At 66.5% G+C, this 22,405-nt stretch carries 20 protein-coding genes; 8 read left to right on the top strand and 12 right to left on the bottom strand.

Going from position 1 to position 22,405, the window contains the following annotated elements:
* Window positions 1-64: 64 nt before the first annotated feature.
* The 11 genes from SOM61_RS24225 to SOM61_RS24175 form a co-directional block, all read right to left on the bottom strand.
* Window positions 65-2,476: a catalase gene (locus tag SOM61_RS24225; protein ID WP_320476451.1), complete on the bottom strand. Its 2,412-nt coding sequence runs from the start codon at window positions 2,474-2,476 to the stop codon at window positions 65-67.
* Between the two features lie 145 nt (window positions 2,477-2,621).
* The gene (locus SOM61_RS24220) at window positions 2,622-3,143 is read right to left on the bottom strand and encodes a molybdopterin-dependent oxidoreductase (RefSeq protein WP_320476450.1); all 522 of its coding nucleotides are present in this window, start codon (window positions 3,141-3,143) and stop codon (window positions 2,622-2,624) included.
* A 75-nt stretch (window positions 3,144-3,218) separates the two neighbouring features.
* Complete coding sequence (gene rng / locus SOM61_RS24215) at window positions 3,219-4,682, bottom strand: ribonuclease G (RefSeq protein WP_320476449.1); 1,464 nt, start codon at window positions 4,680-4,682, stop codon at window positions 3,219-3,221.
* A gap of 68 nt (window positions 4,683-4,750) precedes the next feature.
* Complete coding sequence (locus SOM61_RS24210; RefSeq protein WP_320476448.1) at window positions 4,751-5,368, bottom strand: Maf family protein; 618 nt, start codon at window positions 5,366-5,368, stop codon at window positions 4,751-4,753.
* A 28-nt stretch (window positions 5,369-5,396) separates the two neighbouring features.
* Window positions 5,397-5,867 carry a 23S rRNA (pseudouridine(1915)-N(3))-methyltransferase RlmH gene (gene rlmH, locus SOM61_RS24205; protein WP_320476447.1) on the bottom strand — a complete coding sequence of 157 codons (471 nt, stop codon included), beginning with the start codon at window positions 5,865-5,867 and terminating at the stop codon, window positions 5,397-5,399.
* An 8-nt stretch (window positions 5,868-5,875) separates the two neighbouring features.
* A complete protein-coding gene (gene rsfS / locus SOM61_RS24200; protein ID WP_320476446.1) occupies window positions 5,876-6,598 on the bottom strand; it encodes a ribosome silencing factor in 723 nt (240 codons plus the stop codon).
* The gene (locus SOM61_RS24195) at window positions 6,598-7,284 is read right to left on the bottom strand and encodes a nicotinate-nucleotide adenylyltransferase (RefSeq protein ID WP_320476445.1); all 687 of its coding nucleotides are present in this window, start codon (window positions 7,282-7,284) and stop codon (window positions 6,598-6,600) included. Before SOM61_RS24195 ends, rsfS begins: the two co-directional genes overlap by 1 nt.
* The gene (gene hemF / locus SOM61_RS24190; protein ID WP_320476444.1) at window positions 7,281-8,192 is read right to left on the bottom strand and encodes an oxygen-dependent coproporphyrinogen oxidase; all 912 of its coding nucleotides are present in this window, start codon (window positions 8,190-8,192) and stop codon (window positions 7,281-7,283) included. Before hemF ends, SOM61_RS24195 begins: the two co-directional genes overlap by 4 nt.
* Window positions 8,193-8,277: 85 nt before the next feature.
* Window positions 8,278-9,543, bottom strand: a complete 1,266-nt coding sequence (purD, locus tag SOM61_RS24185; protein ID WP_320476443.1) for a phosphoribosylamine--glycine ligase — start codon at window positions 9,541-9,543, stop codon at window positions 8,278-8,280.
* Window positions 9,544-9,555: 12 nt separating this feature from the next.
* Window positions 9,556-10,281, bottom strand: a complete 726-nt coding sequence (locus SOM61_RS24180; RefSeq protein ID WP_123069365.1) for a YebC/PmpR family DNA-binding transcriptional regulator — start codon at window positions 10,279-10,281, stop codon at window positions 9,556-9,558.
* A gap of 90 nt (window positions 10,282-10,371) precedes the next feature.
* Window positions 10,372-11,205: a DUF2182 domain-containing protein gene (locus SOM61_RS24175; RefSeq protein ID WP_320476442.1), complete on the bottom strand. Its 834-nt coding sequence runs from the start codon at window positions 11,203-11,205 to the stop codon at window positions 10,372-10,374.
* Between the two features lie 378 nt (window positions 11,206-11,583).
* Between SOM61_RS24175 and SOM61_RS24170 the strand changes: the two genes are divergently transcribed.
* The 7 genes from SOM61_RS24170 (at window position 11,584) to SOM61_RS24140 (ending at window position 18,640) form a co-directional block, all read left to right on the top strand.
* Complete coding sequence (locus tag SOM61_RS24170; protein WP_320476459.1) at window positions 11,584-11,991, top strand: methylglyoxal synthase; 408 nt, start codon at window positions 11,584-11,586, stop codon at window positions 11,989-11,991.
* A 20-nt stretch (window positions 11,992-12,011) separates the two neighbouring features.
* Window positions 12,012-13,013 carry a quinone oxidoreductase family protein gene (locus SOM61_RS24165; protein ID WP_320476441.1) on the top strand — a complete coding sequence of 334 codons (1,002 nt, stop codon included), beginning with the start codon at window positions 12,012-12,014 and terminating at the stop codon, window positions 13,011-13,013.
* Window positions 13,010-13,171 (top strand): hypothetical protein, encoded by a 162-nt coding sequence (locus tag SOM61_RS24160; protein ID WP_187271644.1) that lies wholly within the window; start codon window positions 13,010-13,012, stop codon window positions 13,169-13,171. The genes SOM61_RS24165 and SOM61_RS24160 overlap by 4 nt, the downstream gene beginning before the upstream one ends.
* A 4-nt stretch (window positions 13,172-13,175) precedes the next feature.
* Window positions 13,176-14,096, top strand: coding sequence for a TIGR03571 family LLM class oxidoreductase (locus SOM61_RS24155; protein WP_320476440.1), 921 nt, complete (start codon window positions 13,176-13,178; stop codon window positions 14,094-14,096).
* Window positions 14,097-14,231: 135 nt separating this feature from the next.
* Window positions 14,232-16,097: a glycoside hydrolase family 2 protein gene (locus SOM61_RS24150; RefSeq protein WP_320476439.1), complete on the top strand. Its 1,866-nt coding sequence runs from the start codon at window positions 14,232-14,234 to the stop codon at window positions 16,095-16,097.
* Window positions 16,098-16,132: 35 nt separating this feature from the next.
* Entirely contained in the window at window positions 16,133-17,194 is a 1,062-nt protein-coding gene (locus SOM61_RS24145) for a LacI family DNA-binding transcriptional regulator (RefSeq protein ID WP_320476438.1), read from the top strand.
* Between the two features lie 93 nt (window positions 17,195-17,287).
* On the top strand, window positions 17,288-18,640 hold the full coding sequence (locus SOM61_RS24140) for an enolase C-terminal domain-like protein (protein WP_320476437.1): 1,353 nt from the start codon (window positions 17,288-17,290) through the stop codon (window positions 18,638-18,640).
* 250 nt (window positions 18,641-18,890) lie between these two features.
* Here SOM61_RS24140 and SOM61_RS24135 read toward each other — a convergent pair whose 3' ends face one another.
* Window positions 18,891-19,538 carry a DUF4136 domain-containing protein gene (locus SOM61_RS24135; RefSeq protein ID WP_320476436.1) on the bottom strand — a complete coding sequence of 216 codons (648 nt, stop codon included), beginning with the start codon at window positions 19,536-19,538 and terminating at the stop codon, window positions 18,891-18,893.
* Between the two features lie 184 nt (window positions 19,539-19,722).
* On the opposite strand from SOM61_RS24135, the gene pepN reads away from it, so the two are divergent.
* A complete protein-coding gene (gene pepN / locus SOM61_RS24130; protein ID WP_320476435.1) occupies window positions 19,723-22,392 on the top strand; it encodes an aminopeptidase N in 2,670 nt (889 codons plus the stop codon).
* Window positions 22,393-22,405: the final 13 nt, after the last annotated feature.

Raw genomic sequence — 22,405 nt, 5'->3', positions numbered from 1 at the left:
GCCGCTAGACGATTATAACGATCGACGCGGGTGGGAAACTAACTCTTTCCCACCATGGCCGGGATCAGACGGACGGCGGATCGGTCTCGCGCGCGAACACGCGATGGCCGGCCAGCGCGGTCTTGAAGGCGTCGAGCGCCAGGTCCGCATTGGCCGGGTCGCCCAGGATCAGGCCCGGATCTGCCGAGCCGTCCGGCAGCTTCTGCGGGATCGTGGCTTTGGCCAGCAGGTCGGAACCGGTGCCGTAGGCCAGGATCGGCTTGCCGTGGCGGTACTGCTCGCGCAGGAATTCCAGCACCTGGGCATTCTTCGCCAGCGCCTCGGCCGCCGGCGCGCCGTCCGGCACGATCACGGCGTCGTACATCACCGACGGCCCGGCCTCGACCGAGATCTCGACGTCGATCGGGTCGCCATCAACTGCGGTCACCTTGCCCAGCATATTGCCGACCATGCGCGGCACGGCGCCGTCCTTGAGGAGGCTCGCGTACTGCTTCTTGACTGCCTTGTCGTCCACGCCGCTCGCGATCAGGACCGCGACGCGGCGGCCCTTGATGCCGGTCTGGCCCGGACGGCTCAGCAGCGACAGCGACGGCGACGGCGGATAGGTCGGGATCGGCGCATCGGTCGCCAGCGGCAGCGGTTGCGGCACCTCCAGGCCCAGGCCCTGGGCCACGCGCGCCACCAGGGTGTCATCGACGTTGGCCAGCAGGGCCAGCGTGCGGATGCGCACCGCCGGCGTCTGCACCCGGGTCAGCTCGAAGCGGAAGGCGTTGACGATGTGGTTCTGCTCGGCCGGGGTCTGGCTTTGCCAGAACAGGCGCGCCTGCGAATAGTGGTCGGCGAACAGCTCGGGCTTGCCGCGCACCTTGTCCTGGCTGATGGGCTCGGGGAAGCTGGTGAAGCCCATCTTGCCGGCCTGGAAAGGACAGCCGCCGCCCAGCGAATTGGGTTCGTAGTTCACGCGGCCGCGGTTGATCGCCTGGCGGTGGAAACCGTCGCGCTGGTTGTTCTGGATCTGGACGATCGGCGAGTTGATCGGGATCTCGTGGAAGTTCGGGCCGCCCAGGCGGGTGAGCTGGGTATCCTGGTAGGAGAAGTTACGGCCTTGCAGCAGCGGGTCGTTACTGAAGTCGATGCCCGGCACCACGTGCGAGGTGCAGAAGGCCACCTGCTCGGTCTCGGCGAAGAAGTTGTCGGGGTTGCGGTCCAGGACCATCTTGCCCACCGGCGTGAGCGGCACCAGTTCTTCCGGCACGATCTTGGTCGGGTCCAGCACGTCGAAGGGGAAGCCCGCGGCCTGCTCTTCGGTGAAGACCTGCAGGCCCAGTTCCCATTCAGGGAAGTTGCCGGCTTCGATCGCCTCCCACAGGTCGCGCCGGTGGAAGTCGGGATCGGCGCCCGAGATGCGCACCGCCTCGTCCCAGACCAGCGAATGGGTGCCCTGCATCGGGGTCCAATGGAATTTGACGAAGCGCGCTTCGCCCTGGGCGTTGATCAGGCGGAAGGTGTGCACGCCGAAGCCCTGCATGGTGCGGTAGCTGCGCGGGATGGCGCGGTCCGACATCGTCCACATCAGCATGTGCGCGATCTCGGGCGAGAGCGAGGCGAAGTCCCAGAAGGTGTCGTGGGCGGTGGCCGCCTGCGGCATCGCGTGATGCGGCTCCGGCTTGGCCGCGTGCACCAGGTCGGGGAACTTCATCGCGTCCTGGATGAAGAACACGGGCATGTTGTTGCCCACCAGGTCCCAGTTGCCTTCCTCGGTATAGAACTTGACCGCGAAGCCGCGCACGTCGCGCGCGGTGTCGGTCGAGCCGCGTTCGCCGGCCACGGTCGAGAAGCGCAGGAACAGCGGGGTGCGCTTGCCCTTCTTCGAGAACGGCACTGCGCGGGTCAGCGCGCTGAAGTCGTCATAGGCCTCGAAGTAGCCATGGGCGGCCGAGCCGCGCGCATGCACCACGCGCTCGGGGATGCGCTCGTGGTCGAAGTGGCTGATCTTCTCGCGCAGGATGAAATCTTCCAGCAGGGTCGGGCCGCGCAGGCCGGCCTTGAGCGAGTGCTGGTTGTCGGCCACCGGCACGCCCTGGTTGGTGGTCAGGTGGCGCTTGGCCGGATCGACGCGCACGCGGTCGAGCGGGTCGGTGGTCGGGTTCTCGCCTTCTGGCGGATTGCCCGAGCCGACCTTGTCGTTGGCGATGATCTCGCTGGCGGTGCTGCCGGTGGCGGCGTGGGTCGTGGGCTTGAATTGCTCGCCTTCGGTTGGCGTGCGCGCGGCATCGCCGTATTCGCTGGCCTTGGTGGCGTTGTAGGGACGGTCGGCCGCCAGCTCTTGCTCGGAAGGAATCTTGTCGAGCAGGCGGTCGGCGACCGGGTTGCTCACACCGAGGCTCTGCGGTGGGTTGGCATCGGAGGGGCCCGAGACGGTGCTCAGGATCGAACCTGCGCCGTCGACCGGGCTGGTGTGTTTGGAAGTGGGCATCCTTGTCCTCGCTGGTTGTGGGGTTATGAATTAACCTCAACAACATAGCCCAGCAAGAAAGGCGCCCACTGTGGGATGACACACACAGTGCACGATTAGCGTCAAATAATTTCTATCAAAATCATAGGGTGGGGCTATGGCTCATCTATTCCACGACCTGGCGCACCTCGATCGAGCGTAACCACTTGACATGGCGCGGGCCGGTTCGCAAGTCATCGGCGGACAGCAGCGCCAGCGGACCCTCGGCATGGGGGAGCGGCTTGCCGTCGCGCTCGAACAGCACCAGCACGTTCTCACCGGCACTGGCGTTGAACAATTCGTTCCACGAGAACACCACTGCGTATTTGTCGTCGGCGGTGGCGATGATGGCCAGCTTCTTGACGGTGTTGTGATCGCGGGCGACGATGCCGGCGTCCTTCAGCAGGTCGCGCAGGCGCACGCCGCGCACCACGCTCCTGACGCCGAATTTGCCGGCCACGCGCACTTCGGCCAGTTCGGCCGCCGGACGCTGGCGCAAGGCCTCGACGTCCAGCGTCAGGCTGCGTTCGACGCCGCCGCCGATGGTGAGCGCGCGCTCGGCAGATACCGGTGGCGCACCGTGCGCGAAGGCCGGGCAGGCAAGGGCAAGGGAGGCAGTCAGCAGGACGGGATGGAGCAGGCGGAGCATGGATTTCCTCTTCGGTTGGTCGTCGAGTAGTGAACTACGCGGACCTCGTCCAACTGGATGCCCCGCCGGCCTGTCCTACATCAGGATCACGTCGTACTGTTCCTGGTGATAGCCCTTCTCCACCTGCAGCGAAATGCGCTTGCCGATAAAGTCGCCCAGCATGGCCAGATGTTGCGATTCTTCTTCGAGGAACAGGTCGATCACCTCTTGCCCGGCAACGATGCGGAATTCGCGCGGATTGAACTGCTTGGCTTCGCGCAGCAGTTCGCGCAGGATCTCGTAGCAGATCGTGCGGCTGGTTTTCACCTGGCCCTTGCCGGAGCAGGCAGGGCACGGTTCGCACAGGATGTGGGCCAGCGATTCACGGGTGCGCTTTCTCGTCATCTCGACCAGGCCCAGTGCCGAGAAGCCGCTCACCGAGACCTTGGTGCGGTCGCGCGCCAGGGTTTTCTTGAGCTCGGCCAGCACCGCGTTGCGGTGCTCGTTGTTCTCCATGTCGATGAAGTCGAGGATGATGATGCCGCCCAGGTTACGCAGGCGCAGCTGGCGCGCGATGGCGTGCGCCGCCTCCAGGTTGGTCTTGAAAATCGTGTCGGCGAAGTTGCGCCCGCCGACGTAGCCACCGGTATTGACGTCGATGGTCGTCATCGCCTCGGTCTGGTCGACGATCAGGTAGCCGCCGGACTTGAGATCCACGCGCCGGCCCAGCGCGCGCAGGATTTCCTCTTCCACGCCGTACAGGTCGAACAGCGGGCGCTCGCCGGTGTAGTGCGCCATGCGCGACAGCACGCTCGGGGTGTAGATCTGGGCGAATTCGGCCAGTTTCAGGAAGTTCTCGCGCGAGTCCACCTGGATGCTGGCCGTCTCGTCGTGCACGAAGTCGCGCAGCACGCGCTGGGCCAGGCTCAGGTCCTGGTACAGCAGGGTGGTGGGCGGCAGGGTGCGCGCGCCCTGCACGATGGCGCCCCAGGTCTTGCGCAGGTAGTCGACGTCGGCGGCGATGTCGTCGCTCGAGGCTTCCTCGGCCATCGTGCGCACGATGTAGCCGCCTTTTTCCTCGGCCGGCAGCAGGCTTTGCAGGTGCGTGCGCAGGCGTTCGCGCTCGGCTTCCTTTTCGATCTTCTGCGAGATGCCGATGTGGTGGTCTTGCGGTAAATACACCAGCATGCGGCCGGCGATCGAGATCTGGGTGGACAGGCGCGCGCCCTTGGTGCCGATCGGATCCTTGATGACCTGCACGGTCAGCACCTGGCCGTCGAACAGCAGTTTTTCGATCGGGGTAAGCGGGGCGTTGCCGCCGTCGTGGCTGCGCGCTTCCCAGATATCGGCCACGTGCAGGAAGGCGGCGCGCTCCAGGCCGATGTCGATGAAGGCCGACTGCATCCCCGGCAGCACGCGCACCACCTTGCCCAGATAGACGTTCCCCGCCAACCCGCGCGTGAGCGTGCGCTCGATGTGCAGCTCCTGTACCGCGCCCTGCAGGATCAGCGCGACGCGCGTTTCCTGCGGTGTGATGTTGATGAGGATGTCTTCGTTCATGGACCCTGCCGTGCGTATTGTTCAGGGTGACATGATACACGCGCAGGCCCTGGGGCCGAAGCGGGCAATCAGATTGCCAATCCCGCCTTGCGCAGCAGGTTGGCGGTCTCGAACAGCGGCAAGCCCATGATGCCCGAATGGCTGCCCTCGATGTGCTCGATGAACAGCGCCGCCGGACCCTGGATGCCGTAGCCGCCGGCCTTGTCGTAGGGTTCCAGCGTGGCGCAATAGGCCCTGATCCGGGCCGCAGTGAGGGTGGCGAAGCGCACATTCGACACTTGCGTGACCTGCTCGGCCACGTGCTGGGAATGCACCGCCACCGAGGTCAGTACCTGGTGAGTGCGGCCGGACAAGCGTTCCAGCATGGCGACCGCCTCTCGGTTATCCGCTGGCTTGCCGAGGATCTCGCCGTCGATGGTGACGGTGGTGTCGGCCGTGAGTACCGGGCGCAGCGGCTGGCGCCGCTGCAGCAGCAGGTTGAAGGCGAAGGCGCCCTTGGCCCGGGCCACGCGCGCCACGTAAGCGTGGACGTCTTCGCCCGGCAGCACATCCTCGCTGACGTCGACCACGCGGCCCGGGTCGCTGCGTAGCAGCATCAGTTCGAAATCGACCCCGATCTGGCGCAGCAGTTCGCGCCGGCGCGGGCTCTTGGAAGCGAGGTAGATTTTATTGTGCTGGTTTTTCATCGCTGTTCTTGATCGCTGCCGGGTTTCTTCAGACCCGGTGGTAAGGATGATTCTGGGTAATTGACCAGGCGCGGTAGAGCTGTTCCGCCAGCATGACCCGGACGATTCCGTGCGGCAGGGTCATGCTGGAGATGCGGATCAGTCCTTCGGCGCGCGCCTTCAGCTCGGGATCGAGGCCATCGGCCCCGCCGATCAGGAAGGCGGTGTCGCGGCCGTCGCGCTGCCAGGTTTCCAGCTGTTGCGAGAGGCCGACGCTGGTCAGGTCCTTGCCGCGTTCGTCCAGGGCGATGATGCGCACGCCCTTCGGCAGGGCAACCTCGATGCGCTCGCGTTCGAGCGCCATCGCGGTGGCGGCGGTCTTGCTGCCAGAGCGTTCGACCGGCTTGATCTCCTTGAGCACGATGCGCAGCTCGGGCGGCATGCGCTTCGTGTACTCGGTGAAGCCGGACTCGATCCAGGCCGGCATCTTGTGGCCGACCGCGGCAATGATCAACTGCATGAGGACCCTTACTCAGCGTCCTTCTTGATGCGGCGGATCACCTTCTTGACCGGCGCATCGGCGGCCGGGGCGGCCTTCGGTGCGGCAGCCTTGGTCACGCGCTTCGGCGGCTTGGCCTTGGTCGCTTCGACGGCGGCGACTTCGGTCTTGCTCGGTGCAACCTTCACGGTCTTGCCGGTCGGGACGGCCTTGGCGGCGGCTTTCTTCGCGGGCGCTTTCTTGGCAGCAGGCTTGGCGGCGGTCTCTGCGGCGGCCTTGGTCGCGCGCTTGGCGGCCGGCTTGCGTTCGTTGACCGGCTTGGCTTCTTCCTGCGCCTGGTTGGCCGCCAGGTGCTTCGACTTCGGCTTGGCGGCGTCGGCTTCGATGCCCTCGACGGTCGACTTGCGCTTGGCGGCGCCCAGCTTGACCGGCTTCTCGCCCCAGATTTCTTCGAGGCGATAGTATTGGCGGATGGCCGGCTGCATGATGTGGACGATCATGTCGCCCAGGTCGACCAGCACCCATTCGCCGGTGTCTTCGCCTTCCAGGCCGATCACGTCGCCGCCCGCAGCCTTGACCTTGTCGCGCACCGAGGCGGCCAGCGCCTTGGTCTGGCGGTTCGACGTACCCGAGGCCACGGCGATGCGGTCGAACAGGCTGGTCAGGTGGGTCGTGTCGAACAGGACGATGTCCTGGGCCTTCACGTCTTCCAGGGCGTCGACGACGAGGGTTTGCAGTTTCTTGATATCCATTAGTTTTTGTACAGGTTATGTTGTTGAATATAGTCTAGCACTTGCGCCATCCCGAGCGCGCTAGCATCCGCGCCGGATTGCAAGGCCGCACGGAGCTGGCTGGACGAGAGGTCCACATCCAGCGTCGGCGCGAGGCAGACTTTTCCGTGCGCCAGCAGGCGCACGGTGTCGGGCGTTGCAAGCCGCGTCGACAGTTCTTGGGCCACCATCGGTGGCAATGCTTCTTGCGCCAGGTCGTAGCCCGGACGCGTCGCCACGCCCAGGTTGGCGAGGGCGAACAGTTCACGCCACTCGTTCCAGCTATCGAGCTTGCGCAACTGGTCGGCGCCCATCAGGAACACGATCGAGGCGCGCGGGCCCAGCTCCTTGCGCAGCGCGCGCAGGGTTTCGACCGTATACGTTGGCGTGTTGCGTTCGATTTCCTGCAGGTCGATCGTGACCGGCAGGCTCGGGCTCTTCAAGGCGTCGAAAGCCAGTTCCAGCATCGCGACCCGGTCGCGGTCGCTGGCCTGGAGGCCATTCTTTTGCCACGGCTGCCCGGCCGGCAGGATGCGCAAGGCGTCCGGCTGCAACAGGCCGGCGAACAGCCGCGCCAGCGCGACGTGGCCCTGGTGCACCGGATCGAAGCTGCCGCCGAGGACGGCGATGCAGCGGTTGCGGCCAGGCGTGCCGGCAGCCCCGGTCACGGCGCCAGCCAGTCCCGGTGCACCAGGAAGTCGGAATACAGCCGTGCTTCAGGGCTGCCGGGTTCGGGATGCCAGTCATAGCGCCATTTGACGATCGGCGGCATCGACATCAGGATCGCCTCGGTCCGTCCGCCCGACTGCAGGCCGAACAGGGTACCACGGTCCCAGACCAGGTTGAACTCGACGTAGCGGCCGCGCCGGTAGGCCTGGAAGTCGCGCTCGCGCTCGCCATATGGCTGGTCCTTGCGGCGTTGCAGGATCGGCAGGTAGGCGTCCAGGAAGCGTTCGCCCACGTTGCGCACCAGCGCGTACGACTGCTCGAAGCCGAGCTCGTTGAAATCGTCAAAGAAGATGCCGCCGACGCCGCGCGGTTCCTTGCGGTGCTTCAGGTAGAAGTAATCGTCGCACCAGCTCTTGAAACGCGGATGCAAGCCTTCTCCGAACGGCGCCAGCGCGTCGTGGCAGACCTGGTGGAAGTGGCGCGCGTCCTCGACTTCGCCGTAATACGGAGTCAGGTCCATGCCGCCGCCGAACCACCAGACCGGGTCCTTGCCGGGCGCCGTCGCTTCAAAAAAGCGCACATTCATGTGCACCGTCGGGGCATAGGGGTTACGCGGATGCAGCACCAGCGACACGCCCATCGCTTCCCAGGCGCGGCCCGCCAGTTCCGGACGCACGGCGGTGGCCGACGCCGGCAGTGTGGCGCCGCGCACGTGCGAGAAGTTCACCCCGCCCCGTTCGAGGACATTGCCTTCCTCGACCAGGCGCGAAATGCCGCCGCCGCCCTCGGGCCGCTGCCATTCCTCGCGCAGGAACGGTGTGCCATCGACCTGTTCGAGACCATGGACGATGCGCGCCTGGAGCTCGAGCAGCCAGGCCTTGATGACGGCGGGGTTGGGGGAAGACATGAAGAATGAGCAACTGGGAATGAAAAGTGGGCCGATTGTACACCGGCCCACCGAATGGCTACATCTGGCGTTGGTTGGGAAAGGCTTACTTTACGCCGCGCCAGCCAATGTCGCGCCGGTACTGCGCGCCATTGAAATGGATCTTTTCGACGGTTTCATACGCCTGCTTCTGCGCCATCTTGACGCTGTCGCCCAGGCCCACCACGCACAGCACGCGGCCGCCGCTGGTCTGCAGCTTGCCGTCCACCAGGCGGGTGCCGGCGTGGAAGGTGACGCATTCAGGTACTTCCGCAGGGATGCCGTCGATGACGTCGCCCTTTCGCGGGCTGTCCGGATAGCCGGCGGCCGCCATCACGACGCCCACGGCGGTGCGGCGGTCCCATTCCAGCTCGACCGTGTCGAGGGTGCCGTTGCAGGCATGTTCCAGCACGGTGGCGAAGTCGCTCTTCAGGCGCGTCATGATCGGCTGGGTTTCCGGGTCGCCCATGCGGCAGTTGAACTCGAGCGTGCGCGGATTGCCCTCGGCGTCGATCATCAGGCCGGCGTACAGGAAGCCGGTGAACGGGATGCCGTCGCGCGCCATGCCCTGGATGGTCGGGTTGATGATCTCGCGCATCACGCGCGCATGCATCGATGGCGTCACGATCGGCGCCGGCGAGTAGGCGCCCATGCCGCCCGTGTTCGGGCCCTGGTCGGCGTCCTTCAGGCGCTTGTGGTCCTGGCTGGTGGCCAGCGCCAGCACGTTCCTGCCGTCGCACATGACGATGAAGCTGGCTTCTTCGCCGGCCAGGAATTCCTCGATCACGATGCGGGCGCCGGCGTCGCCGAAGGCGTTATCGGACAGCATGTGGTCGACCGCAGCGTGGGCTTCGTCGGGCGACATCGCCACCACCACGCCCTTGCCGGCCGCCAGGCCGTCGGCCTTGATGACGATCGGGGCGCCGTTGGCGTCGATGTAGGCGTGGGCCGCGGCGGCGTCCGAGAAGGTTTCGTACTTCGCGGTCGGGATGCCGTGGCGGTGCATGAAGGCCTTGGCGAAATCCTTCGAGCTCTCGAGCTGGGCCGCCTCGCGGGTGGGGCCGAAGATCTTGAGGCCGCGCGAGCGGAACAGGTTGACGATGCCGGCCGCCAGCGGCGCTTCCGGGCCGACCAGGGTCAGGGCCACGCCTTCTGCCACCACGAAGTCGGCCAGCGCCTCAGGATCGGTCACGTCGACCGTCACCAGGCGCGCATCGAGCGCGGTGCCGCCGTTGCCGGGCGCGACGAAGACCGTCTGGATGCGTTCCGATTGGGCCAGTTTCCACGCCAGCGCGTGTTCGCGGCCGCCCGAGCCGACTACGAGGATTTTCATATTCGCTACCAATTATTCTTCGATCACGGCGTTGGTGAAGACTTCCTGGACGTCGTCCAGGTTTTCCAGCGCATCGAGGAGTTTCTGCATCTTGACCGCTTCCTCGCCCGTGAACACGGTCTCGGTGGCGGGCTTCATGATGACTTCGGCCACTTCGGCCTTGAAGCCGGCTGCTTCCAGTGCTTCTTTCACCGAGGAGAAGGCGTGCGGATCGCACAGCACTTCGAAGCCGCCTTCTTCGTCGGCCATGACGTCGTCGGCGCCGGCTTCGAGCGCGGCTTCCATCAGTTTGTCTTCGTCGACGCCCGGCGCGAACAGGAACTGGCCGGTGTGCGTGAACATGAAGGCGACCGAGCCTTCGGTGCCCATATTGCCGCCGAATTTGCTGAAGGCGTGGCGCACTTCGGCCACGGTGCGGACACGGTTGTCGGTCAGGCAGTCGACGATGATCGCCGCGCCGCCGATGCCATAGCCTTCGTAGCGAACTTCTTCGTAGTTGACGCCTTCGAGCTCGCCCGAGCCTCGCTGGATCGCGCGGGTGACGTTATCCTTCGGCATATTCGCGTCCGCGGCCTTCTCGACCGCCAGGCGCAGGCGCGGGTTGGACGGGATGTCGCTGCCGCCCATGCGCGCGGCCACGGTGATCTCCTTGATCAGGCGCGTCCAGATCTTGCCGCGCTTGGCGTCGGTAGCGGCTTTTTTATGCTTGATATTGGCCCATTTGCTGTGTCCAGCCATGTCGAGAATTCCTTAGACGGTATGCAAGAGTGGCCGATATTCTAGCATAGGCCCCCCTTGCAAATTCGTCGTCAGGCTCAGGTTTGACTGTCATGGAAACAACAGTCTGGTTCCCAGGGCGAGCAGCGACAGCCCGCCCGCGCAGGCGATCCAGTGGCCGCTGGCGAGGCGGATCTCGGCCAGCACGAACAGGCCGACGACGACGATCGCGGCCGGGTTGTCCGGGCCGGCGGCCAGCAGCAGGAGCATCAGCAGCCAGCAACAGCCCAGGCACTGGCGGGCGTGGGCGGCGCCGCGCCAGAACGCGCCGGGCAGGCCGTCGCGCCAGCCGGCCAGGATGCCGGGCAGGGGCGCCCGGCAGTGCTCCAGGCAGGCATGCTTGGCGGGTGTCCACTGGTAGACGCCGGCCGCCACCATGGCCAGGCCGAGCAGCAGAGGGTGGCGCACGGCGCCGTCGTGGTCGGATTCGTGCAGCGTCCATTGGGCGATCGCGGCCAGCAGCGCGAAACCGGTCCAGGCGCCCAGGTAGCCGAGCACGAACAGCCAGGTGCGCAGGCGCGCACGCTGGGCCGCGTGCTCGCCGGCGATGCGCGCGAACAGCACCGTGGCGCGGCTGGCCAGGGGCAGCATCATGGCCGTGCACAGGCCGGCCCAGGTGAGGAAGACCAGCGCCAGCTGGCCGGCCTGGTAGGCCAGGGAGGGCGCGGCGCTGGCCGCGGCGGCGGCCGTACCCGCGGCGGCGGCCGTACCCGCGGCCCCGACGCCGCTGGCTGCCGCGTCCGCGGCCAGGGGCGCGCTGCCGAGCACCAGGCCGCCCAGCACGAGGCCGGCCCAGCACAGGCTGGCCAGCAGCGATACGACGATCAGGGCCAGCAGCAAGAAGCGGTCGCGGCCGAGACGTGTTTCGACGTCACGCAGGTTCATTGCCGCGCTCCCGGTGGCCCCGTGCGCTCTGTCTTCCGGGTCATGATGAATTCTCCTGTTGGTTGAGATGCATGGTTTCGACCGCGCGCATATCGACCCCGTTCGGCGGGCGCGGCGGGATGCGCCTTGACGCCGAGGCCGCCGTCGCCCGATGCGCCTGGTGCTGACGCCAGTGGTGCAACTCTCCTGCCACACGCGCGATGCCGCAGCGCCGCGATTGCCCCCGTCGTGACGCCGAACTTCGGCGCCGCCGCCACAGCCTTGCGCAGATATTGATCGCCTTCAGAACGTTATGGCGCAGTCAGTGGTTTATATGACCGCTTGATCGAATGCGGTATTCTTATGAGCGTCCCGACCATACCAGCCGCCGCCCACGACATGACCACCACGCCCCTGACCGCCGCCCCACGCATTGCCCTGATCGCGCACGACAAGAAGAAGGACGACATGATCTCGCTCGCCGCCGAGTACCGCGAGTTCCTGCAGGGCTGCGCCCTGTCGGCCACTGGCACCACCGGCGGGCGCCTGATCAGCGAGCTGGGCCTGAATGTCGAGCGCAAGCATTCGGGGCCGGTCGGCGGCGACCTGCAGATCGGTTCCCTGCTGGTCGACGGCCTGATCGATTGCGTGATCTTCCTGCGCGACCCGATGACGCCGCAGCCGCACGAACCCGACATCAACGCGCTGGTGCGCGCCTGCGACGTGCACAATATCCCGTGCGCGACCAACGTCTCGACCGCGCGCCTGGTGCTGTCGCAACTGATGGGCGCGCGCAGCGCCGCCTGACCAATCCCACAGGAGAAACCATGCTCGCCAAAGCGATCCGGATCGCCGCCACCGGCGGCCCAGAAGTGATGGAATACGTCGACGTCGAGGCGTCGGCCCCCGGGCCGGGCGAGGCGCGCATCGTCCAGCACGCGATCGGCCTGAACTTCATCGACGTGTATTTCCGCACCGGCCTGTATCCGCAGCCGCTGCCCGGCTATCTCGGCAAGGAAGGCGCGGGCGTGGTCGAGGCGGTGGGCGAGGGCGTGACCCATGTGCGGCCGGGCGACCGCGTGGCCTATGCCGGCGGGCCGCTGGGCGCCTACGCCAGCGTGCGCACCATGCCGGCCCGCTTCCTGGTCAGGCTGCCCGATGCGATCGGCTTCGAGACCGCGGCCGCCATGATGCTGCAGGGCCTGACGGTGCAATACCTGCTGCGCCAGACCTATCCGGTGAAGGCCGGCGACACGATCCTGTTCCACGCCGCGGCCGGCGGCGTCGGCCTGATCGCCTGCCAGTGGGCGCGCGCGCTCGGCGTGCGCCTGATCGGCACCGTGGGCTCGAAGGAAAAAGGCGAGCTGGCGCTGCGCCACGGCGCGGCCCACGTCATCAATTACAACGACGAGGACATCGTGGCGCGCGTGCGCGAGCTCACTGGGGGCGAGGGCGTGCCGGTGGTGTACGACTCGGTGGGCAAGGACACCTTCACCGCCTCGCTCGACTGCCTGCGCCGGCGTGGCCTGATGGTCAGCTTCGGCAACGCCTCGGGTGCGGTCGAGCCGTTTGCCCCGGCCGAACTGTCCAGGCGCGGCTCGCTGTTCCTGACCCGGCCGACCCTGTTCGACTACATGAGTAACCAGGAAGAGCAGGAGGCGATGACGGCCGAGCTGTTCGAGATGGTCGGCAGCGGCAAGGTGAAGGTCGAGGTGCGCCAGACCTTCGCCCTGGCCGAGGCGGGCGAGGCGCACCGCGCGCTGGAAGCGCGCCGCACGACCGGTTCGACGGTGCTGCTGCCGGAGTTGTCGTCGGAGTTGGCGTCATGAGGGACGCGCGCGACGACGACCCGCTGCCGCAGTTGCCGCCATCCGTGCCGCCATCCGGCGACGGCGCGCCGAAGTTCGGGCGCCTGCTGATCGTGCTGGTGCTGGCCATGCTGGTGGTGGTGGCGCTTACCTTCGGCTCCGAAGCCTATTTCACCTGAACCGATGCAGGACTTCAATCGCGCATACGGGCAGGTATTCGTCCCCGGCCGCCTGACGGTCGGGCTGATGACGCCCATGGCGGGACAGTCCGGCGCCCTGGCCGACCTGGCGCTGGCGCAAGAGCATGCGCGCCTGGCCGACGCGCTGGGTTTTGCAGCGCTGTGGACCCGCGACGTGCCCCTGATGATCCCGCAGGGCAGCGCCAACGAGACCGCGGCGCTGGACGATCCCTTCCTGTGGCTGGCCGCGCTGGCGGCGGTGACCGGGCGGATCGCGCTCGCCACCGGCGCCATCGTGCTGCCGCTGCGCCATCCGCTGCACGTGGCCAAGGCGGCCCTGAGCCTGGACCGGATCAGCCACGGCCGCCTGCTGCTGGGCCTGGGGTCGGGCGACCGGCCCGAGGAATTCGCGCGTTTCGGGGCCGACCTCGATACACGCGACGTGGCCTTCCGCGAGCACTGGAACGCCGTGCGCGCCGCGCTCGCGCCGGCGCCGGCCGTGGAAACGGAAGAGTACCGCGTCTTGCCCCCGCCGCAGGCGCTTATCCCAATGCTCGCGGTGGGCAGCGCACGCCAGTCGCTGCAGTGGATCGCCGAACATGCCGATGCCTGGGCCAGCTATCACCGCGAAGAAGACCGGCAAAAAGGGCGGATCGCCCTCTGGCACATGGCGCAGGACCAGCGCTCGCCCGGCATGCGCAAGCCCTTCATCCAGTCGGTGCAGCTGGACTTGCTGGACGATCCGGCGGCGCCTGCCGAAGCGATCGAGCTTGGCCTGCGCACCGGCCGCCATGCGCTCGCCCCCTATCTTGAACGCATGCGCGAACTCGGCGTTGCGCACATCCTGTTCAACCTGCACCGGGGCACGCGGCCTGTCGAGGACGTCTTGCGCGAACTGGGCGCCGAGATCCTGCCCCGGCTCTAGGCCTGTCTTCACAAAGGTGTCGCCGCCCAGCATTTTGTTGACACAACAAAACTGTCCCGCTACGATAGTTCAGCACTAGATACCGGTAACAAAAAACCACACCGGACGCCGCCAGCCGGAGAGCGGGAGACAACCATGAAGCATCTTGGCAATGCATTGGGGGCGGCGCTGTGTGCGCTGGTCCTGTCCTGGCATGTGAACGCAATGGCGCAAGCGCCGACGCCGGCGACCGAGGCGCAAGCGTCCGCGCCGCTGCAGAACATCTACGGCCGCCAGTACCTGAGCCTGAACGGCCGCTGGAACTACATCGTCGACCCCTACGAGACGGGCTATTACAACTACCGGCGCGAGCCGTTCGACACGACGCCCTCGGGCAAGGGCGGCTTCTATGACGACCTGGGCCCGCCGCAGAAGGGCGAACTGGTCGAGTACAACTTCGACCTGTCCCCCACGCTCAAGATTCCCGGCGACTGGAATTCGCAGGATGAAAAGCTGCTGTTCTATGAAGGCACGGTGTGGATACGCCAGGTGTTCAATGCCGAGCCGCAGCAGGGAAAACGCTATTTCCTCTACTTTGGCGCCGTGAATTACCAGGCCCACGTCTACCTGAACGGCAAGAAGCTGGGCACGCACAAGGGCGGCTTCACGCCGTTCCAGTTCGACGTCAGCGGCAAGCTGAACAAGGGCCGCAACTTCGTGGTGGTCAAGGTCGACAATATGCGCCACCAGGACGAGATCCCGACCGTGAACACCGACTGGTGGAACTATGGCGGCATCACGCGCGACGTGCTGCTGGCCGAAGTCCCCGCCACCTATATCGCCGACTACAAGGTGCAGCTGGCCAAGGGCGACCTGAAACGTATCCAGGGCTTCGTCCAGCTGGCCGGCGCCCAGCCGCAGCAAAGCGTCAGCGTGACGATTCCCGCGGCCGGCATCCGGACCACGGTCCAGGCCGACGCCAGCGGCCGCGCCGCCATCGACATCCCCGCGGGCAAGCTGCGCTACTGGTCGCCCGAAGCGCCGACCCTGTACGACGTCGAGATCGCGGCCGGTCCGGACACGGTGAAGGACAGGGTGGGGTTCCGCACCATCGAAACCCGCGGCCAGGACATCCTGCTCAACGGGAAGTCGATCTTTTTGCGCGGGATCTCGCTGCACGACGAGAATCCGCTGGCCCAGGGACGCCTGCGCGGCGAGGGCGATATGCGCATGATGCTGCAGTGGGCGCGGGAGCTCAACGCCAACTTCGTGCGCCTGGCCCACTATCCGCACAGCGAGCACATGTCGCGCCTGGCCGACGAGATGGGCCTGCTGCTGTGGGCCGAGGTGCCGGTGTACTGGACCATCTCGTGGACCAATCCCGACACCTACCGCAACGCCGACCGCCAGCTGACCGATATGGTGGTGCGCGACAAGAACCGCGCCAGCGTCATCGTCTGGTCGATCGGGAACGAGACCCCGGTGGGCGAGCCGCGCAACGTCTTCATGGGCCGGCTGGCCGACACCGTGCGCGGCCTGGACGACACGCGCCTGGTGGCGGCGGCGCTCGAAGTGCACCGCGAGGGCCAGCGGGTGGTGGTCGAGGATCCGCTGGCCGGCAAGCTGGACCTGGCCAGCTTCAACGAATACGCCGGCTGGTACTGGAGCGATCCCGAGGACATGCTCAACTATCACTTCGACATCAAGGTGAACAAACCGGTGGTGGTCAGCGAATTCGGCGCCGATGCGCTGGGCGGCCATCACGGCGACGCCGCCACCCGCTGGACTGAGGAATACCAGGAACGCCTGTACCAGAACCAGTTCAAGCTGCTGACCGCGATCCCCGGCCTGCGCGGCATGACGCCATGGATACTGGCCGACTTCCGCTCGCCGCGCCGCCCGCATCCGCAGTACCAGGATTTCTGGAACCGCAAGGGCCTGATCTCGGACACCGGCCAGAAAAAGAAGGCCTTCCATACTTTGAAGCGCTTCTATGACGGCATGCAGCAGAAATACCGATAGAGGGCGCGGCATACCTCGGTGCTAGAATCGCGGCCATGGAAACCCCCGCCCCGAAGGACGCACCAGCCACAGTCCGCAAGAGCCGCAAGGGCGCCACGCCCACGGTGCGCGACGTCGCCCGCCTGGCCGGCGTGGCCCCGATGAGCGTCTCGCGCGCGCTGAACAATCCCGATTCGGTCTCGCCCGAGATCCTGCAGCGCGTGCGCGAGGTGGTGGACCGGGTGGGTTACGTGCCGAACCTGCTGGCCGGCGGCCTGGCCTCCAAGAAGAGCCGCATGGTGGCGGCCGTGGTGCCGACCATCAGCGGCTCGGTCTTTCTCGAGATGGTGCAGGCGCTCACCGACGGCCTGGCCGCGCGCGGTTACCAGCTGATGCTGGGCCAGGCCGGCTACGAAAACTCGCGCGAGGACGCGCTGCTCGAGGCCATCATCGGGCGCCGCCCCGATGGCGTGGTGCTGACCGGGATCATGCGCTCGGAGCAGGGCCGGCGCCGCCTGCTGGCCAGCGGCATCCCGGTGGTCGAGACCTGGGACCTGACCGATAGCCCGATCGACATGCTGGTGGGCTTCTCGCACGAACAGATCGGCAAGGCGGTGGCCGAATACCTGCACGGGCGCGGGCGCCGCAAGATCGCCGCCATCAGCGCCGACGACGAACGCGCGGTGCGCCGCAACCGGCAGTTCGCCGACACCGTGCTGGCGCTGCAGCCGGGGCTGGGCGCGGACCGCGCGGCGGTGCCGACCTGCATCGTGCCGGCGCCGACCACGCTCGGCAGCGGCCGCGCGAGCCTGCGCGAGCTGCTGGCGCGCGATCCCGGCATCGACGCCGTGTTCTGCAGTTCCGACATGATGGCCCAGGGCGTGCTGCTCGAAGCGCTGGCGCTGGGCATCAGGGTGCCCGAGCAGCTGGCCGTGGTCGGCCTGGGCGACCTGGCGTTCTCGCGCGACCTGCATCCCCCCTTGACCACGGTGCGCATCGACGGCACCGCCATCGGCTCCACCGCCGCCCAGCTGATCATCGACCGCGCCGAAGGCCGGCCGGTGGAGGAGCCGGTGCGCGACGTCGGCTTCGTGATCGTCGAACGCGGCAGCAGCTAGCTGTCAAAGCCCTTTCAGCGTATTGACTTCAACACCAAGATACCGGTATCATCGATCTCAATTGATACCGGTAACATAGCTTTTGGGGAGAGAATGATGACCATGGAATCTTCGACGCCGGGTGGCACGCCAACGATTACCGCGATGCGTGTGGTGCCGGTCGCGGGCCGCGACGGCATGCTGCTCAACCTCAGCGGCGCCCACGCGCCGTGGTTCACCCGTAACCTGGTGATCCTCACCGACAGCAGCGGCCAGCAGGGCGTCGGCGAAGTGCCGGGTGGGGAGAGCATCCGCCAGACGCTCGAGGATGCGCGCGCGCTGGTCGTCGGCCAGCCGATCGGCGCCTGGAACGGCGTGCTGCGCTCGATCCGCACGACCTTCGCCGGACGCGATGCGGCGGGGCGCGGACAGCAGACCTTCGACCTGCGCGTGACGATCCACGCGGTGGCCGGCGTCGAATGCGCCCTGCTCGACCTGCTGGGCAAGTTCATGGGCGTGCCGGTGGCCGACCTGCTGGGCGATGGCCGCCAGCGCGACCAGGTCGAGATGCTGGGCTATCTGTTCTACGTGGGCGACCGCAAGGCTACCGACCTGCCTTATGCCAGCGAGCCCGATGCGGATGACGAGTGGCTGCGCCAGCGCCATGAAGTGGCCATGGACACCGACGCCATCGTGGCCCAGGCCCGCGCCGCGCAGAAGCGCTACGGCTTCAAGAACTTCAAGCTCAAGGGCGGCGTGCTGCGCGGCGAACAGGAAATCGAGGCGGCGCGCGCGCTCAAGGAAGCCTTCCCGCAGGCCGGCGTCACGCTCGATCCCAACGGTTGCTGGCTGCTGCAGGACGCGATCCGGCTGTGCCGCGACATGAAAGGCGTGCTGGCCTATGCCGAGGATCCCTGCGGCGCGGAAGGCGGTTATTCGGGCCGCGAGACGATGGCCGAGTTCCGCCGCGCCACGGGCCTGCGCACCGCCACCAATATGATCGCCACCGACTGGCGCCAGCTGGCCCACGCGGTGCAGTTGGGGGCGGTGGACATCCCGCTGGCCGACCCGCATTTCTGGACCATGCAGGACACCGTGCGCGTGGCCAAGATGTGCGAAGCCTGGGGCCTGACCTGGGGCTCGCATTCGAACAACCACTTCGATGTCTCGCTGGCGATGTTCACCCATTGCGCGGCGGCGGCGCCGGGCGACGTCACGGCGATCGACACCCACTGGATCTGGCAGGACGGCCAGCACCTGACCCGCAATCCGCTGTGCATCGTGGACGGCATGGTCACCGTGCCGACGACGCCCGGGCTGGGCGTGGAACTCGATATGGAGGCGGTGGAGGCCGCGCATCAACGCTACCTGGCGATGGGGCTGGGCGGGCGCGACGATGCGGTGGGGATGCAGTACCTCGTTCCGAACTGGAAGTTCGATAGCAAGAAACCGTGCATGGTGCGCTGAGGCGCGCTGGCATTACCGTTGTCTCTCGTTGGCCCGTCGCGCCTTGCGTGACGGGCCTTTTTTTTTTGCGCCGCTGCAGACCGCATTCGGTCATTGAATCCGTGGCCACAAAACGTCGTTACTGCCACTGGCAGTAACGACTCCCCGCGCAGGCGGGGACCCAAGAACTGCTGGTGCTGTCGAAACGCTTAAGACTTGGATTCCCGCCTGCGCGGGAATGACGTGGTGTTGAATCAGGTGGTGGCTAGAATCAGCGCTTCGGCTCCTGCTTCACCTCGACCCGCCGCGCCACGCCCGACGGTCCCGGGAAGCCTTCGAAGGCGCTGTGCACCAGCGCCGGCATGATTTCCGGCGTCGACATATTGCGGCTGGTGTTGTGTACCGTGACGTCGAACAGGCGCTTGCCGTCGCGTGCCGACTTGATCGAGACCTGCAGCTCGCGCCGGTAGTGGTGCTCGATCGAGGTCTGGTAGGCCGGATACGGTCCCCAGAACGGATCGTAGAACGGGCTGTACCAGCCGCCCCAGTAGCGGCGATTGAAGCCGCGGTAGCCGTAGCCGTAGCGTGCGCCCGGATAGAAGTACGGCGTCATGATCGGTTCCAGCACGCGCACCGGAAGGTCGGTGGTAGTGAAGCGCATCGCCACCGTCAGCGCCGGCGTGGCGCCGTCGGCGTCGCTAAAGCCCTGGCGCGCCAGCTGGGCGCGCACCAGTTCCTGGTAGCTGCGCCATTCCAGTGTGTCGTCCTGCGGTGACGGCACCTCGAACACATAACTCTTGTCTTGTATCTGGGCCGGCCATTGGTGGAAGGTCGTGACGTCGCTGCGAATGGTGGTCGCGCAACCGCCCAGGAGCAGCGCGAGCGCCGTGCCGGCGGCGACCATGATGAGGCGTTTCATACAGTCTCCAAAATATTTGTGCGGAATTTCGTCGATGATCAAGCTTACCGCTTGTTCAAGATCAATGAACCGGGTTTTACACCCCGTTACCGTGCATACACTGCGATACATGGAATCGAACGAAGCACCGGAAAAGCTTGTTGGTAAAATAAGCACTTCTCCACTGTGTTCTTGGACCCTTCCTATGCGCACCGATACGCCCCAGACCATTTACCGCAAAGACTATAACCCGCCGACTTACCTTGTGGATACTGTCGAGCTCGGCTTCGACCTGGATCCTGCGCGTACGGTCGTGGCCAACCGCCTGACCTTGCGCCGCAACCCGGCGGCCAGCGGGCGGGCCATTGAGCTGCATGGCGAGGAAATCGAACTGGTGGCGCTGCGCCTGAACGGCAAGACCCTGTCCGGGGCCGGGGTCGGGGCCGACTATACGCTGGCCGATAATCTGCTGGTCATCCACGCGGCGCCCGATGAAGTGGTGCTCGAGATCGAATCGGTCTGCGTGCCCGAGCAGAACACGACGCTCAGCGGCTTGTATGTATCGAATGGCAACTTCTTCACGCAGTGCGAGGCCGAAGGTTTCCGCCGCATCACCTATTTCCCGGACCGCCCGGACGTGATGGCCAAGTACACGGTGATGCTGCGCGCCGACAAGGCGCGCTACCCGGTGCTGCTGTCGAACGGCAACCTGATCCAGGAAGGCGACCTCGACGACGGACGTCACTATGCGCTGTGGGAAGACCCGTTCAAGAAGCCCTCTTACCTGTTCGCGCTGGTGGCCGCCAAACTGGTGTGCCAGGAAGAGACCTTCCGCCTGGCGGACGGCCGCGACGCCCTGCTGCAGGTGTGGGTCGAAGAAGGCAACCTGGACAAGACCGACTATGCGATGCAGTCGCTCAAGCACAGCATTCGCTGGGACGAAGAGAAATACGGCCTCGAGCTCGACCTGGACCGTTTCATGATCGTCGCCACCAGCGACTTCAATATGGGCGCGATGGAAAACAAGGGCCTGAACATCTTCAACACCAAGTTCGTGCTGGCCAACCCGCGGGTGGCGACCGACGTCGACTTCCAGGGCATCGAGGCGGTGGTGGCGCACGAGTACTTCCACAACTGGACCGGCAACCGCGTGACTTGCCGCGACTGGTTCCAGCTGTCGCTGAAAGAAGGCCTGACGGTATTTCGCGACCAGGAATTCACGGCCGACATGATCGGCACCGACACCGGCCGCGCCGTGACCCGCATCGACCAGGTGCGCACGCTGCGCCAGCACCAGTTCCCCGAGGATGCCGGCCCGATGGCGCACCCGGTGCGTCCCGACTCCTTCGTGGAGATCAATAATTTTTATACGGTGACGGTGTACGAGAAGGGCGCCGAAGTGGTGCGCATGTACCAGACCCTGTTCGGCGTCGAGGGCTTTCGCAAGGGCATGGACCTGTACTTCGCGCGTCATGACGAGCAGGCGGTCGAGTGCGACGATTTCCGGCGCGCGATGGCCGACGCCAACGGCCGCGACCTGACGCAGTTCGAACGCTGGTACAGCCAGGCCGGCACCCCGGTGCTGCGCTTCGAGGGCCGCTGGGACGAGACCGCCCACACCTACACGCTCAAGCTGATCCAGTCCTGCCCGCCGACGCCGGGCCAGCCAGAGAAGCTGCCGTTCCACATCCCGGTCGCGGTCGGCCTGCTCGACGCCGCCGGCAACGACATGCGCCTGGTGGTCGATAGCGTCGACCGCGGCGCGACGGCGGTGCTCGAGCTGACCCAGGCCGAGCAGACCTTCGTCTTCACCGACGTCAAGGAGCAGCCGGTGGCGTCGGTGCTGCGCGGCTTCTCGGCGCCGGTGGTCCTGCAGGGCAGCTATACCGATGCCGACCTGCTGCACCTGTTCAGCCATGACAGCGACCCGGTCAACCGCTGGGAAGCGGGCCAGCGCCTAGCCATGAGCCGCCTGCTCAAGCTGGCCGGCGAGGCCGCGGCCAAGGGCAATAGCGGCGCCAGCCTGAACCTGGACGAGACCTTCATCGAGGCGATGCGCAAGGTGCTGGTCGACGAAACCCTCGACCCTGCCTTCCGCGAACAGGCGCTGCTGCTGCCGTCCGAAGGCATGGTGGCCGAGCAGATCGACGGCGTCGACCCGCTGGCCGTGCACATCGCGCGCCAGTTCATCCGCGCCGACATCGGTGCGCGCCTGCGCAGCGAGCTGCTGGCGCAGTACGAGGCCAACCTGACGCCGGGGGCGTACAGCCCGGATGCCGCGTCCGCCGGCAAGCGCGCGCTCAAGAACCTGGCGCTGTCCTACCTGAACGCGGCGCCCGACGACGATAGCGTGGCGCTGGCCCAGCGCCAGTTCGACGACGCCGGCAATATGACCGACCGCGCCGCCGCGCTGGGCGCGCTGATCGCATCGCGCGTGCCGGAAGCGGCCGACGCGCTGGACGAGTTCTACCAGGAGTTCCAGAACGAGGCCCTGGTGGTGGACAAGTGGTTCATGATGCAGGCCGCGGCCCCGACCACCATTGTTGCGGCCGTGCGCGCGCTGATGCGCCATCCGGCCTTCACCTTGCGCAACCCGAACCGCGCGCGCAGCCTGGTCGCCGCCTTCTGCATGAACAATCCGGTGCAGTTCCACGCGCCGGACGGCAGCGGCTACGCCTTCTGGGCCGAGCAGGTGATCGCGCTCGACGCGCTCAACCCGCAGGTCGCAAGCCGCCTGGCGCGCGCGATGGACCGCTGGCGCCGTTACGCGCCGGCGCTGCAAGAACAGATGAAGGCCGCGCTGCAGCGCGTGGCGGGGCAGGGCAAGCTGTCGAACGACGTACGCGAAGTGGTCACCAAAGCGCTCGCGAATTGATAACAATATTTAA

Source organism: Massilia sp. CFBP9012 (assembly GCF_034045115.1).
GTDB lineage: Bacteria > Pseudomonadota > Gammaproteobacteria > Burkholderiales > Burkholderiaceae_D > Telluria.
The sequence above is the reverse complement of the archived record's forward strand: the minus strand, read 5'-3'. Positions and strand labels throughout refer to the sequence as shown.